Genomic DNA, 12,940 nt, shown 5'->3' with positions numbered 1-12,940 from the left:
GATGCTCAACATGGACCCGCCGGAGCACTCGCGGCTGCGCAACATCGTCAACAAGGGACTCGCTCGCTACGACGCGGTCGCCGCGCGACACGCCCCGCTGGCCGAACGGATCCGGCCGCTCTCGGTCGAGCTGCGCCAACACCTGACCGCCTTCGCCGCGGGCGCGTCGCACTCCGCGCCGCCACCCGGCGCCGCGCCGGAGGACCCCGCCGCCGCGGGCACCGCGATCGCCGACTGGGCGCAGCAGGCCTCCGACGAGCGGCTGACCGGACTGGACGCGGTCTCCCCCGAACTCGCCCGCACCCTGGCCGCCACCGCCGCGTGCCTGGCGGGCCACGCCCAACTGCTTCGGAGCGCATCGTGAGCACGTCGCGGCCGACCCCGTCCGGGTCCGCCACCCCCGAGGTCAAGGCGCTGCGCGACGCGCTGGACGCGGAGCACGCGGCCGTCTACGGCTACGGCGTGGCCGGCGGTCGGTTGACCGGTGCCACGCGCACCCAGGCCCGCACCGCGCTGGACACGCACCGGGCCCGCCGGGACGCGATCGCGCGGCTGGTCACCGATCGGGGCGGGGTCGCGCAGCCGGCGGCGCCCGCGTACACGATCCCGTTCGCGGTGGCCACGCCCGCCGACGCGACCCGGCTCGCGGTGTACCTGGAGGACGGAGTCACCCTGCATCTGGGCGAGTTGGTGGCCGCGGCCGGGGCGCCGTTGCGCAACGAAGCGGCGGGCTGGCTGCGCGAGAGCGCCGTGTGGGCGGTGCGTTGGCGGGGCGCGAGCACCGCGTTCCCGGGGCTGCCCGCGGCCGGCGACCCGGCGGCGCCGACGACCGGGAGCCGCGCGTGAGCGATCGGGTCGACATCCCGGAGCGATTGACTCGGACCGCACCTCGGTGGTGCGGCGAAGAGGTGGCCCGCCCGTGGCTGGCGGGGCTGCCGAACGCGGTCGTCGAGTACGCGCGGCGCTGGGACCTGACCGTGGAACGGGCCATCATTCCCGGCGGCGCACTCAGCCTGACCCTCCTGGTCCGGCTCGCGGACGGCACGCCGGCCACGCTCAAGCTCGGCCTGATCGACCGCTACACCGCGCACGAGGCGAGCGCGCTCGCGCTGTGGGACGGCGTCGGGGCGGTTCGCCTGCTCGACGCCGATCCCGAGCACGGCGCGCTGTTGCTGGAGCGGCTCCAGCCGGACGTGTCGCTGCGTTCGCTGGCCGAGGACCGGGCGATGCTGGAGGCCGCCGAGGTGGTCCGCAAGTTGTGGGTGGCCCCGCCCGCGGACTGCGCGATCGAGCCGGTCGCGGATCGGGCCGAGCACTGGGGCGAATCGATCCCTCGCCGGTACGCGGACCTGGCCGGCCCGTGTCCCGAGGCGCTGGTCGAGGAGGCGGTGGCGCTGTGCCGCGAGTTGGCGGCGTCGCAGCCGGAGGTCGTGGTCCTGCACACCGACTTCCACCACGGGAACGTGCTGGCCGGCGAGCGGGCGAAGTGGCTGGCGATCGATCCGCGCCCGATGCTCGGCGAACGGGCCTTCGACCTGGGCGCGCTGGTTCGGGACCGGATGGCCACGGTGGTCGCCGAGCCGCGCCCGCAGGCGCTGGTGCGGCGGCGGGTGACCTGGCTGGCGAACGCGTTGGATCTGGACGCCGAGCGGGTGCGCGGTTGGGCGCTGGTCCAGGCGTTGGCGCTGGGCCTGTGGTGCATGTCGGTGGAGGATCCGGCGGGCGAGGACCTGCTGTCCGTCGCGGAGTGGCTGTCCTGATCCGCGACCCGCGGCCGGGTCACCGGGTCACGTGAACGGCAGGATCGCGCCCATCACCGCATAGGGGCGGTTGTTGCCCGGGAACAGGACCGGGCGGGCCAGGTCCCGAAAGCCCAGTTTGTGGTACAGCCGTCGGGCCGGCGTCTGTTCGTCGATCGCGGACAGCAGGATGTGCGACCGGTCCTGACCCTGGCACAGCAGGGTGATCAGGGTGCGTCCGATGCCCTGTCCCTGCCAGCGCGGCAGCACGTGCAGTTCGCCCACCACGAACGAATCGTCCAGCCATGTCCGGTGTCCGGCCCGGGCCAGGTGCGGTTCGATCACCAGGCTCCACCACTGATCGGTGAGGTTGGGATAGCCGTAGCCGAATCCGACCAGCCGACCGCCGCCGTCGAACGCGCCCAGCGAGCGCACCCCGGTAAAGGTCGCGTGCCGCCGCATTATCCGCTGCCGCACCGCGATCTCCTCGTCGGCCAAACCGAACGCGCCGGCCTGGACGTCGACCGCCTCGTCCGCGTACTCGGCGAGATCGACGACCCGGCACGTCCACTCCATCAGCACACGTACTCCCTCGGGTCGGGTCGTCGTCGCCCGGATTTCGGGCGCATCAGAACAGCACGCTCATGAAGGCCCCGGTCTCGGCGAAGCCGACCCGCCGGTAGGCCGCGCGCGCGGGGCCGTTGTAGCTGTTCACGTACAGGCTGGCGATCGGGGCCACCTCGCTCAGCGCGTGCCGCAGTACGGCCGCCATGCCGATCTCGGACAGGCCCTCGCCGCGCCGCTCCGGCGCCACCCACACGCCCTGAATCTGGCACGCGTGCCGGGTGACCGCGCCGATCTCCGCCTTGAACACCACCCGGCCGTCCTCGATCCGGGCGAACGCCCGCCCGCCGGCGATGAGTTCGGCCACCCGGGCGCGGTACAGGGTGCCGCCGTCGCCGATCAGCGGCGAGACGCCGACCTCCTCGGTGAACATCGCCACGCACGCGGGCATCACCAGATCCAGCTCGTCCGGGCGTACCGGGCGCACCAGCGGATCCGGGGCCACCTCGTGCGAGGGTTGGTCGGCGACCATGAGCGGCTGCACCGGCCGAACGTCGCGGGCGGGTCCCCACACGGGTTCGAGCAGGCGCCACAGATCGGCGGCGGCCTCGGCCGGACCGACGATCGACGAGCAGCGCCGGCCCTGGCGGCGGGCCCGCTCGGCGAACGAGCGTATGGCGTCCGGTCCGGCCTCGACCGGAACCAGGTTCGCGCCCGCGTAGCACAGCGACGTGAGCCGACCACCCTCGTAGTAGCCCCACAGTTCGCCGCCGAGTCGCCACGGGTCGACGCCGGCGAGTCGGACTCGGGACGCGACGAAGACGTTCGTGACGGGGTCACGGTCGAGCAGCGCCTGGACGGCGGACAGGTCGGTCCCGTCCAGGACTTTGGTGGAAACCGAGCTCAGCACGTGCCTCACCATGCCATCAGGCGGACCTTGGGGAAATGCCAGTCTTGCGGCACCACCCTATGCAGGTCCGGGCCGCCTGTGCCGCCGGGGAGGCGGCGGAATCGGCGACCTGGCCCGGCGGGCCCTCGGCGGGCGGGTCAGTGGTGCGGGTGCACGATCTCCGATCGGCGCGGTTCCGGGTCGGTCGCGGCGGGGCCGTTGCACTCGATGTCGGTCGCGGGCAGGACGCCGTCGACCAGGTAGGCGGTGCCCCGGTCGTCGACGCACGGGCCCTCGACGAGGTAGTGCCCGTGGTTGCCGTTGCCGCGCACGGTGAGCAGCCGCGACGTGGGCAGCGCGGCGTGCAGGCGCAGAGCCCCTTCGTAGGGCGTCGCCGGATCGCCGACCGACTGGATGAGCAGGACGCCGGGCAGACCGGCCCCGTCGATCCGGGTCGGCGGCGCGGTATTGCTCTGCAGGTACAGGCACGCGCCGGGAGCGGCGATGGCCGCGCCCAGCGCGCCGTGGCGGGCCCGGAGCACGGCCATGTCGCGCTCGAACACCGACTCGTCGGCCGGGAAGGGGGCGTCCGCACAGGCGACGGTCTGGAACACCGACTCGAAGTTGACCTCGTCCGCGGTGGCCGGCTTGCGCCCGGCGAGCAGCGCGGCCGGATCGCCCGAGGCGTAGTCCGCGAGGGCGCCGGACAGACTCGACCAGTCCCGGTCGGTGTACAGCTTGCCGAGCGTGTACTGGTCGAGTTCGACGCCGCCGAACACGCCGGCCGCCGGGTGTGCGGCGAGCCCGATGCGCAGTCGGTCCCAGGTCGCCAGCACGGCCGTGGTGCTGCCGCCCAGGTGGAAGCGGTCGGCCCGGTCGGCCGTCCACGCGGCCCAGTCGTGGCGGCGCGCGTCGAACCCGCGGGCCTGGAGGAAACCGGTCCCGTACCAGACCTTCGTCGGGTCGACCAGGCTGTCGAGCAGCATCCGGTGCACCCGGTTCGGGAAGAGTTGCCCGTAGACCGCGCCCAGGTAGCTGCCGTAGGAGTAGCCCAGGATGGAGAGCCGGTCGGCGCCGAAAGCGGCCCGGACCAGGTCGAGGTCGCGCGCGATGTCCCGGGTGGTCAGGTGCGGCAACAGGTCGCCGGCGGACCTGCGGCAACCGTCGGCGAACGCGCGGGCCGCGGCCAGGTGCGCCGCCCGGCTGCCCGGCAGCGCCGGGTCGGGCCTGGGCACACGGCCGAAGGTCTGCGGGTCGGTGCACTCCACGCGCGTACTGGTACCGCGTCCGCGCAGGTCGAAGCCGATCAGGTCGTAGGCCCGGCGCAGCCGCTCGGGCAGGCCGCCGGCGAGTGCCGCCATCGAGCCGACGCCGGCGGCGCCCGGGCCGCCGAAGTTGACCATCAGGATGCCCTGGTATTCCGCCTTGCTCCCGGTGGCCGCGACCTTCGAGACGCCGACCCGAATGCGCGGGCCGGCCGGTCGTGCGTGGTCCAGCGGTGCCGCGATGGTGCCGCAGCGCTCCCCCGTCGCGGTGCCCGGCGGGCAGTCGCCCCACACGATCGGCTCGATGTCCGCCCGGGCCGGGCCGGCGGCGGTCAGCACGGCGGCGGTCAGCGCGCCCGCCAGCAGGACGCGGACGGCGCGAGTCACGATGCCTCACAGACGGTGTCGCGGCCCGGCGGGAGCGTGCCGTCGGTCAGATAGGCCGAGGCGGCCCGCAGGACGCATGGGTCGGGTTGGAACGCGAGGATCCCGTGGTCGCCCTCGTCGAGCACGGTGATCAGATGCGAGGAGGGCAGCGCCCGGTGCAGCGCGCTCGCCCCGGCGGGTGGGGTGGCCGGGTCCCGGGTGCCCTGCACGAGCAGCACCGGCGGCAGGTCGTGGCCGTCGACGGTCGGCGGCGTCCGGGCGGGCACCGGCCAGAACGCGCATGGTGCGTTCAACCACGTATTGGACCAGGTCACCAAGGGCGCGATCCGGTCCACGGCACGGGTGTCGCGGTCCCACACCGACCAGTCGCGCGGCCACGGGCCGTCGTGGCATTCGACGGCGGTGTAGATCGCGGTGCCGTTGACGTCGTGTGCGGTGGACGGCGCGTACAGCGCGGCCAGCGGGGCCGGGTCGCCTCGGTCGTGGGCGCGCAGCGCCTTGGCGAACCCCGGCCAGGTCTGCGAGTTGTACAGGACCCGGGTGGCGATGTCGCGCAGTTCGGCGGGGCCGACGGTGCCGCCGGCGGGCTCGGTCCGGACGCCGGCGAGCGAGCGGGCGAACAGGTCGTCCAGGTCGGCGCCTTCGGCCGCGACGAGGTCTCGCCAGCGGTCCTGGAAGGCGACGTCCTGGCGCAGGTTGGACCCGTACCAGACCTGGTCCGGGCGCGGGTCGACGACGCTGTCCAGAATCATCCGGTCGACCCGCTCGGGGAACAGGTGTCCGTAGACCGCGCCGAGGTAGGTGCCGTAGGACCAGCCGATGAAGGAGATCCGCGGTTCGCCGAGCGCGGCGCGGAGCAGGTCGAGGTCGCGCGCGTTCTCCAGGGTGCCCAGGTGCGGCAGCAGGTCGCCGGCCCGCTCGGCGCAGCCGCGCGCGTAGGTGCGGGCGCGCTCGATCAGCCGCTCCTCGTCCTGTGGCGTGGCGGGCACCGGGTCCGGCTTCGGGGCCCGCTCGAAGCTCGCGTCGACGCAGGAGATCGGGTCGCTGTGGTGGTTGCCGCGCGGGTCGACGCCGACGATGTCGTAGCTCTGCCGCACCCGTTCCGGCAGAGCGTGCCGCACCAGGTCGGCAAGCCACATGCCGCCGCCGCCCGGGCCTCCGGGGTTGACCACGATCGTGCCGCGCCGGGGCCGGCCGCCCGTGGCCGGTGCGAGCGAGACGCCCAGCATGGTGGTGGGCCCGTCGGCGCGCGCGTGGTCGACCGGGACGGCCAGCGTCCCGCAGCGCAGCCCGGGTGCGGCGACATCGGCGGGGCAGGCGCCCCATGCGATGCCGGGCGCCACCCGCGCGGCCGGCCGGTCGCCCGGGTCGGGTCCGCTCGCGGGAACCCCCGCGGTGCCCACGATCATGCCGGCGACGGCCAGTCCGGCCACGATGATGCGTCCCACGCACGACGCCCCTCCCCCGGGGGCGGCGCCCCGATCACGTGTCTCGATGATCGAGGTCGATTACCGGGGGTAGGGGTGCATCAACGATTTGTCACTCGGGTGGCGCAGTGGATTGATCCGGTCGGGCGGCGCTTCGGCCGGTCGGCGGGATCGGGCCGAGCAGATCGGGCCGAGCGAATCGGGCGAGCCGGAGGGGTCCGGGTGGGCTCGGCTCAGGCGATGTCGACGATCGGGTCGCCGCTGATCACGCCGTCCGCCTGCATCTGCTCGGCGAGCTTGAGGGCTTCCTCGATCAGGGTCTCCACGATCTTCGACTCGGGCACGGTCTTGATCACCTCGCCCTTGACGAAGATCTGGCCCTTGCCGTTGCCGGACGCCACGCCCAGGTCCGCCTCGCGAGCCTCGCCGGGACCGTTGACGACGCAGCCCATGACGGCCACCCGCAGCGGCACCTTGAGCCCGTCCAGGCCCGCGGTGACCTCCTCGGCCAGCTTGTACACGTCGACCTGGGCACGACCGCAGGACGGGCAGGAGACGATCTCCAGGCCGCGCTGCCGCAGACCCAGCGACTCCAGGATCTGGTTGCCGACCTTGATCTCCTCGACCGGCGGGGCGGAGAGGGAGACCCGGATGGTGTCGCCGATGCCCTGCGCGAGCAGCGCCCCGAACGCGACCGCGGACTTGATGGTGCCCTGGAAGGCGGGGCCGGCCTCGGTCACGCCCAGGTGCAGCGGGTAGTCGCAGCGCTCGGCGAGCAGCCGGTATGCCTCGATCATCACGACGGGGTCGTTGTGCTTGACCGAGATTTTGATGTCCCGGAAGTCGTGCTCCTCGAACAACGAGCACTCCCACAGCGCGGATTCGACCAGCGCCTCGGGGGTGGCCCTGCCGTGCTTGGCCAGCAGCCGCTTGTCCAGCGACCCGGCGTTGACGCCGATCCGGATCGGGGTGCCGGCGGCGGACGCGGCCTTGGCGATCTCGGCGATCTTGTCGTCGAACTGCTTGATGTTGCCGGGGTTCACCCGCACCGCGGCGCAGCCGGCGTCGATCGCGGCGAACACGTACTTCGGCTGGAAGTGGATGTCCGCGATGACCGGGATCTGCGACTTGCGGGCGATCGCGGGCAGCGCGTCGGCGTCGTCCTGGGAGGGCACCGCGACACGGACGATCTGGCAGCCGGAGGCGGTCAGCTCGGCGATCTGCTGAAGCGTGGCATTGACGTCGGAGGTCAGGGTGGTGGTCATGGACTGCACCGACACCGGGGCGTCTCCGCCGACGGCCACGTTGCCGACCATGATCTGCCGTGACTTGCGGCGCGGCGTGAGGGGCCGGGCAGGTACGGACGGCATTCCGAGCTGGATCGCGGTCATCTTCGCTTTAGTCCCGTGGGTTCGGCGTGGTGGGTCGCGCTCAACGCTACGCCACCGCACCCGGGTGCGGACGCGCCCGTGCCCCCGTGCCGACCCACCTGTTGCGTGATCGACACAAGCGGGTCGGCGCGGGAGTCGGACGGGACGGACGTATCGCGCTAAGTGAGCTTGACCGGGTTGATCAGGTCGGCGATCAACACCAAAACGGTGAAGGCGATGAAGACCGACGCCACCACGTAGGCCACCGGCATCAGCTTGGCCACGTCGAACGGACCCGGGTCGGGCTTCCTGCGCAGGCTCGCGATCCACCGGCGGACCGACTCCCACCACGCGCCGACCACGTGTCCGCCGTCCAGCGGGAGCAGCGGCAGCATGTTGAACAGGAACAGCGACAGATTGAAGCCCGCGATGATGAAGATCATCAGGCCGACCCGCTGGGACGCGGGCACGTCGAGCGCGGCGACCTCGCCGCCGACCCGGGCCGCGCCGACCACGCCCACCGGCGAGTCCTGGTCGCGCTCGTCGCCCTGGAAGGCCGCGCCCCACAGCGCGGGCACCTTCTGCGGGATGCGCAGCAGGCTGTGGAAGGCGTTGTCGACCATGTCGGTCATCACCGTCACGGACTCCGACGCGCTCTTGCGCTCGATGCCGGTGGCCGGGGAGATACCGAGGAATCCGGTCTCGACGTACTCGCCCTTGATCGGTCGGTGGTCGCCGTCGAGCTTGACCACCCGGTTCCGGGCCAGCACCGGCTTGAGCGTGACTTGCTTGCCGGCCCGGTCCACCACGAGGGTCACCTCGCCCGAGGACTTGCGGATCAGGTCCTGCAGCGTGTCGTAGTCGCGCACCTTCGTGTTGTTGAACGACACGATCTTGTCGCCCGGCAGGAGTCCGGCCGCCTTGCCGGGGGCGGCCGGGTCGTTCGGCGTGCACTTGTCGGTCTTGGCATCGGCCCGGACCACGCACTCGGACACCGTGGCGACGGTCGACGTGGTCGTGTTGATCCCGAAGCCCATCAGGAACACCGCGAACAGCGCGATGGCCAGGATCAGGTTCATGAACGGGCCGGCCAGCATGATGATCGTCCGCTGCCAGGGCTTGCGCTGGTAGAACAGCCTGTTCTCGTCGCCGGGACCGACCTCCTCGTAGGAGGCCTCCCGCGCGTCCTCGATCATGCTGCGCCAGGGCGAGGTGCTGCGCGCCTGGATCTTGCCGGTCGCGTCCGGCGGGAACATGCCGATCAGTCGGCAGTAGCCGCCGGCGGGCACTGCCTTGATGCCGTACTCGGTCTCACCGATCTTCTTCGACCACAACGTTTTGCCGAAGCCGACCATGTACTGCGGCACCCGCACGCCGAACATCTTGCCGGTGATCAGGTGGCCCGCCTCGTGCCAGGCGATGGAGAACAGCAGGCCCACGACAAAGACGACGATGCCGAGGATCGTCATGAACAAGGTCAACGGGGTTCTCCTTGGTGGGCGATGATCTCGCGTGCCCGTCGGCGCGCCCAGTCCTCCGCGTCGAGGACGTCCTCCAGCGTCAGCCGGTTGCCGTCCCCACGTACATCATGCTCGCTCAAGACGGCGGCGACCGTGTCGGTGATGCCGTTGAACTTCAGGTGTCTCGCGACGAACGCGTCCACACACTCCTCGTTGGCCGCGTTGAACACGGCCGGCGCGGTGCCGCCGGCGCGGCCTGCGGCGTATGCCAGGTCGACCGCCGGGAACGCCTCGTGGTCGAGTGGGAAGAACTCCCACGTGGCCGCCTTGGTCCAGTCGCAGCCGGCCGCGACGTTCGGCACCCGGTCGGGCCAGGACAGGCCGAGCGCGATCGGCAGTCGCATGTCCGGCGGCGATGCCTGGGCCAGGGTCGAGCCGTCCACGAACTCGACCATCGAGTGCACGATCGACTGCGGGTGTACGACGACGTCGATCCGGTCGAACGGGATGTCGTAGAGCAGGTGCGCTTCGATCACCTCCAGGCCCTTGTTGACCAGGGTCGCCGAGTTGATCGTGATGACCGGGCCCATGTCCCAGGTGGGGTGCGCCGCGGCCTCCTCGGGCGTGACGTCGACCAGGTCGGCGCGGCTGCGACCGCGGAACGGGCCGCCGCTGGCGGTCACCACGAGCCGCTCGACCTGATCGGCGCGACCGCCGCGCAGGGCCTGGATCAGCGCCGAGTGCTCGGAGTCGACCGGGACGATCTGGCCGGGCTTGGCGATCGCCTTGACCAGTGGGCCGCCGACGATCAGCGACTCCTTGTTGGCCAGCGCGAGGGTGCGGCCCGCAGTCAGCGCGGCGAGGGTGGGGGCCAGGCCGATCGAGCCGGTGATCCCGTTGAGGACCACGTCGCACGGGTGTGCGGCCAGCTCGGTGGCGGCGGTGGGTCCGGCCAGGATGCGCGGCAGCTTGTACTGCCCCTTGGCGTAGCCGCGGCGCTGCGCCTCGGCGTAGAAGGCCAGTTGCAGGTCCTGCGCGGCGGACGCCTTGGCCACCGCGACCACCTCGACCCCGAGTTCGAGCGCCTGTCGGGCCAGCTCGTCCACCCGGCCGCCGCCGGCGGACAGGCCGACGATCCGAAACAGCTCGGGGTGGGCGCGAACCACGTCGATGGTCTGGGTCCCGATCGACCCGGTGGAGCCGAGCAGGACGATGTCCCGTCGGGTGGTCGACTGGTCGGGGGCGGCGAAGGGCGCGTACGGATCGGCCAGGGAGTCCATCCGACCATTGTGGCCCGCGCCGGCCGGGCGCCGAGCGCAGGTCGACCGATTGCCCGCGGTGACCGGCCGCGGGCCGTGCGTGCCGGCGGGTGCGGCCGGCGGGGCGCTCCCGCCGGCCGCGCGTGACTCAGCCGACGGGCCGGTGCACGTTGTCCACCTTGGCCGGGCCGGGCGTCGCGTCGGCGATCCAGGGGCCCTCGGTGGACGGGTCGAGGACACCCTCCTCCAGCCACAGGTGCCGGCCCGCCAGTACGCCTTCGACGGCCTTGACGTCCAACGCGTCGGTGTTGGTCCACAACCGGCCGAACAGTTCGTCCACCCGGATCTGCGCCTGCCGGCAGAACAGGTCGGCGAGTTCGTACGCGGCCCGGCCCTGCTCCAGGTCGCGGCGGCGCAGCATGTCGGCGCGCACGCACACCGCGCTCATCGCGAACAGTTCGGCGCCGATGTCGACGATCCGGCCCAGGAAGCCCTGTTTGCGTTCCATCGCGCCCTGCCAGCGGGCCATTCCGTAGAAGGTGGAGCGGGCCAGCCGGCGGGAGGCGCGCTCGACGAAGCGCAGGTGCGCGGCCAGGCTCGGCGCGCCGACTGGGGCGAACTCGCGGTAGGACGTGGGCACGTGCCCCTTGCCGGTGACCAGCTTGGGCAGCCACTTGGCGTAGAAGACGCCCGCGTCGGCGGCGGCCTTGCCCTTGGCCTTCAGGTCCGCCTCGGGGTCGATGATGTCGCCGGCCACGGCCAGGTGGGCATCCACCGCCTCGCGCGCGATCAGCAGGTGCATGATCTCGGTCGAGCCCTCGAAGATCCGGTTGATCCGCATGTCCCGCAACATCTGCTCGGCGGGCACACCGCGTTCGCCGCGGGCGCGCAGCGAGGCGGCGGTCTCGTAGCCGCGACCCCCTCGGATCTGCACGAGTTCGTCGCTGACCGTCCAGCCCACCTCTGAGGCGTACAGCTTCGCCAGCGCCGCCTCGATCCGGATGTCGCGGCGGTCCTCGTCGGCCATCCGGGCGGTCAGCTCCAGGACCGCCTCCAGCGCGAAGGCACTGGCCGCGATGTAGGCGATCTTGCCCGCGACCGCCTCGTGGCCGGCGATCGGCCGACCCCACTGCTCGCGCTCGCCCGCCCACTCGCGGGCCACCTTGAGCGACCACTTGGCGGCGCCGGCACACATCGCGGGCAGCGAGAGTCGGCCGGTGTTGAGCGTGGTCAGCGCGATCTTCAGGCCCGCGCCCTCGGCGCCGATCCGGTTCGCGGCGGGCACCCGGACGTTGTGGAAGCGGGTCACCCCGTTCTCGATGCCGCGCAGGCCCATGAAGGCGTTGCGGTTCTCCACGGTGATCCCGGGGCTGTCCGCGTCCACCACGAACGCGGTGATCCCGCCGCGCCGGCCCTCGGCCTTCGGCACCCGGGCCATCACCACGAGCAGGCCGGCCACCACGCCGTTGGTGGTCCACAGCTTCACGCCGTCCAGGACATACGCCTCGCCGTCCTCGGTGGGCACCGCGGAGGTGGCCAGTCGGGCCGGGTCGGAGCCCACGTCCGGCTCGGTGAGCAGGAAGGCGCTGACCTCACGCACGCAGCGCGGCAGGAACTCGCGCTTCTGCTCGTCTGTGCCGAACATCTTGACCGGCTGCGGCACCCCGATCGACTGGTGCGCGGACAGCAGCGCGCCGAGCGCGGCGTTGACCGAGCCCACCAGGACCAGCGCCTTGTTGTAGTACAGCTGGCTCAGGCCCAGGCCGTCGTACTCGGTGTCGATCTTCATGCCCAGCGCGCCGATCTCGGCCAGGCCCTTGATCACCTCGTCCGGGATCCGCGCATCGCGCTCGATCACCGTGGGGTCCACCCGGGTGATGAGGAATTCGCGCAACACCGCGAGGAATTCCTCCCCCCGGCGGATCTCCTCCGGATCGGCCTCGGGGTGCGGGTGGACAAGGTCGAGCCGAAAGCGCCCGAGGAAGAGCTCCTTGGCGAAACTGGGCTTGTCCCAGTCCTGTTGCCGCGCTTCCTCGGCGACCTTGCGGGCTTCGCGTTCGCTGACAGGGGGCATGGCGGACTCCTCGCGGACTCGCAGCGGAACCGACGTTGTTACCGATCGGTGTTACCTGCCCGTGCACGTCCACTGAATGCCGAGTGACATCCATTTGTCCAGAGCTGCGCCCACTTGGCGGATCAGCGCCCCACGATGCCTCTCGGCGCCCGGGAACCACACCGCACCCGCGGCGGCGGTCGGCTCGGTGCGGCTGACCACCGCGTCCCGCGGGGCGCAGACCCGTCCGTCCGCACTGAGGAGTAACGCGTACAGATCCACGCGCGGCATCGCCTCGGCGGCCGGCCAGGTCAACACGAGGTCGGTGATCGCGTCCGGTGGCGGCGTACTCGCACCGGGTACCGAAGTGCTCATCCCGCCACCCTGCCGGGCCCGCACACCCGCCGACCTGCGAGTTCGCACATCTGCGGGCAACCCCTCGCGGCCGAACGGGGCACCGGGCACCGAAACGTACGAAAGGGCCCGGCGACACCACCCCAGGTGGCCGGGCCCTTCGTCGATGGGGT

11 protein-coding genes and 1 pseudogene are annotated in these 12,940 nt (G+C 72.2%); 3 read left to right on the top strand and 9 right to left on the bottom strand.

Going from position 1 to position 12,940, the window contains the following annotated elements; all coding sequences use genetic code 11:
• From ABZS54_RS06205 to ABZS54_RS06195, 3 genes and pseudogenes are all read left to right on the top strand, one after another.
• A pseudogene (locus tag ABZS54_RS06205) lies at positions 1 to 364 on the top strand (hypothetical protein); the annotation flags it as partial.
• Positions 361 to 846 carry a ferritin-like domain-containing protein gene (locus ABZS54_RS06200; protein ID WP_355531589.1) on the top strand — a complete coding sequence of 162 codons (486 nt, stop codon included), beginning with the start codon at positions 361 to 363 and terminating at the stop codon, positions 844 to 846. The pseudogene ABZS54_RS06205 and the gene ABZS54_RS06200, both read left to right, overlap by 4 nt.
• The gene (locus tag ABZS54_RS06195) at positions 843 to 1,760 is read left to right on the top strand and encodes an aminoglycoside phosphotransferase family protein (RefSeq protein WP_355531587.1); all 918 of its coding nucleotides are present in this window, start codon (positions 843 to 845) and stop codon (positions 1,758 to 1,760) included. Before ABZS54_RS06200 ends, ABZS54_RS06195 begins: the two co-directional genes overlap by 4 nt.
• 27 nt (positions 1,761 to 1,787) lie before the next feature.
• On the opposite strand, the gene ABZS54_RS06190 is transcribed toward ABZS54_RS06195, so the two are convergent.
• From ABZS54_RS06190 to ABZS54_RS06150, 9 genes are all read right to left on the bottom strand, one after another.
• A complete protein-coding gene (locus ABZS54_RS06190) occupies positions 1,788 to 2,315 on the bottom strand; it encodes a GNAT family N-acetyltransferase (RefSeq protein ID WP_355531593.1) in 528 nt (175 codons plus the stop codon).
• A gap of 52 nt (positions 2,316 to 2,367) precedes the next feature.
• Entirely contained in the window at positions 2,368 to 3,213 is an 846-nt protein-coding gene (locus ABZS54_RS06185; RefSeq protein WP_355531585.1) for a GNAT family N-acetyltransferase, read from the bottom strand.
• A 137-nt stretch (positions 3,214 to 3,350) separates the two neighbouring features.
• A complete protein-coding gene (locus tag ABZS54_RS06180) occupies positions 3,351 to 4,844 on the bottom strand; it encodes an alpha/beta hydrolase (protein WP_355531583.1) in 1,494 nt (497 codons plus the stop codon).
• Positions 4,841 to 6,292: an alpha/beta fold hydrolase gene (locus tag ABZS54_RS06175; RefSeq protein WP_355531581.1), complete on the bottom strand. Its 1,452-nt coding sequence runs from the start codon at positions 6,290 to 6,292 to the stop codon at positions 4,841 to 4,843. Before ABZS54_RS06175 ends, ABZS54_RS06180 begins: the two co-directional genes overlap by 4 nt.
• Positions 6,293 to 6,504: 212 nt before the next feature.
• Complete coding sequence (gene ispG, locus ABZS54_RS06170) at positions 6,505 to 7,662, bottom strand: flavodoxin-dependent (E)-4-hydroxy-3-methylbut-2-enyl-diphosphate synthase (protein ID WP_020553108.1); 1,158 nt, start codon at positions 7,660 to 7,662, stop codon at positions 6,505 to 6,507.
• 158 nt (positions 7,663 to 7,820) lie between these two features.
• Positions 7,821 to 9,122 (bottom strand): site-2 protease family protein, encoded by a 1,302-nt coding sequence (locus ABZS54_RS06165; protein WP_355531578.1) that lies wholly within the window; start codon positions 9,120 to 9,122, stop codon positions 7,821 to 7,823.
• Positions 9,119 to 10,381, bottom strand: coding sequence for a 1-deoxy-D-xylulose-5-phosphate reductoisomerase (gene dxr / locus ABZS54_RS06160; RefSeq protein WP_355531576.1), 1,263 nt, complete (start codon positions 10,379 to 10,381; stop codon positions 9,119 to 9,121). The genes ABZS54_RS06165 and dxr overlap by 4 nt, the downstream gene beginning before the upstream one ends.
• Before the next feature lie 127 nt (positions 10,382 to 10,508).
• Positions 10,509 to 12,434 carry an acyl-CoA dehydrogenase family protein gene (locus tag ABZS54_RS06155; RefSeq protein ID WP_355531574.1) on the bottom strand — a complete coding sequence of 642 codons (1,926 nt, stop codon included), beginning with the start codon at positions 12,432 to 12,434 and terminating at the stop codon, positions 10,509 to 10,511.
• Positions 12,435 to 12,485: 51 nt separating this feature from the next.
• Positions 12,486 to 12,788: a hypothetical protein gene (locus ABZS54_RS06150; RefSeq protein WP_355531572.1), complete on the bottom strand. Its 303-nt coding sequence runs from the start codon at positions 12,786 to 12,788 to the stop codon at positions 12,486 to 12,488.
• Positions 12,789 to 12,940: the final 152 nt, after the last annotated feature.

Source organism: Embleya sp. NPDC005575, from assembly GCF_040605455.1.
GTDB lineage: Bacteria > Actinomycetota > Actinomycetes > Streptomycetales > Streptomycetaceae > Embleya.
This window is presented reverse-complemented; position numbering and strand designations above follow the sequence as displayed.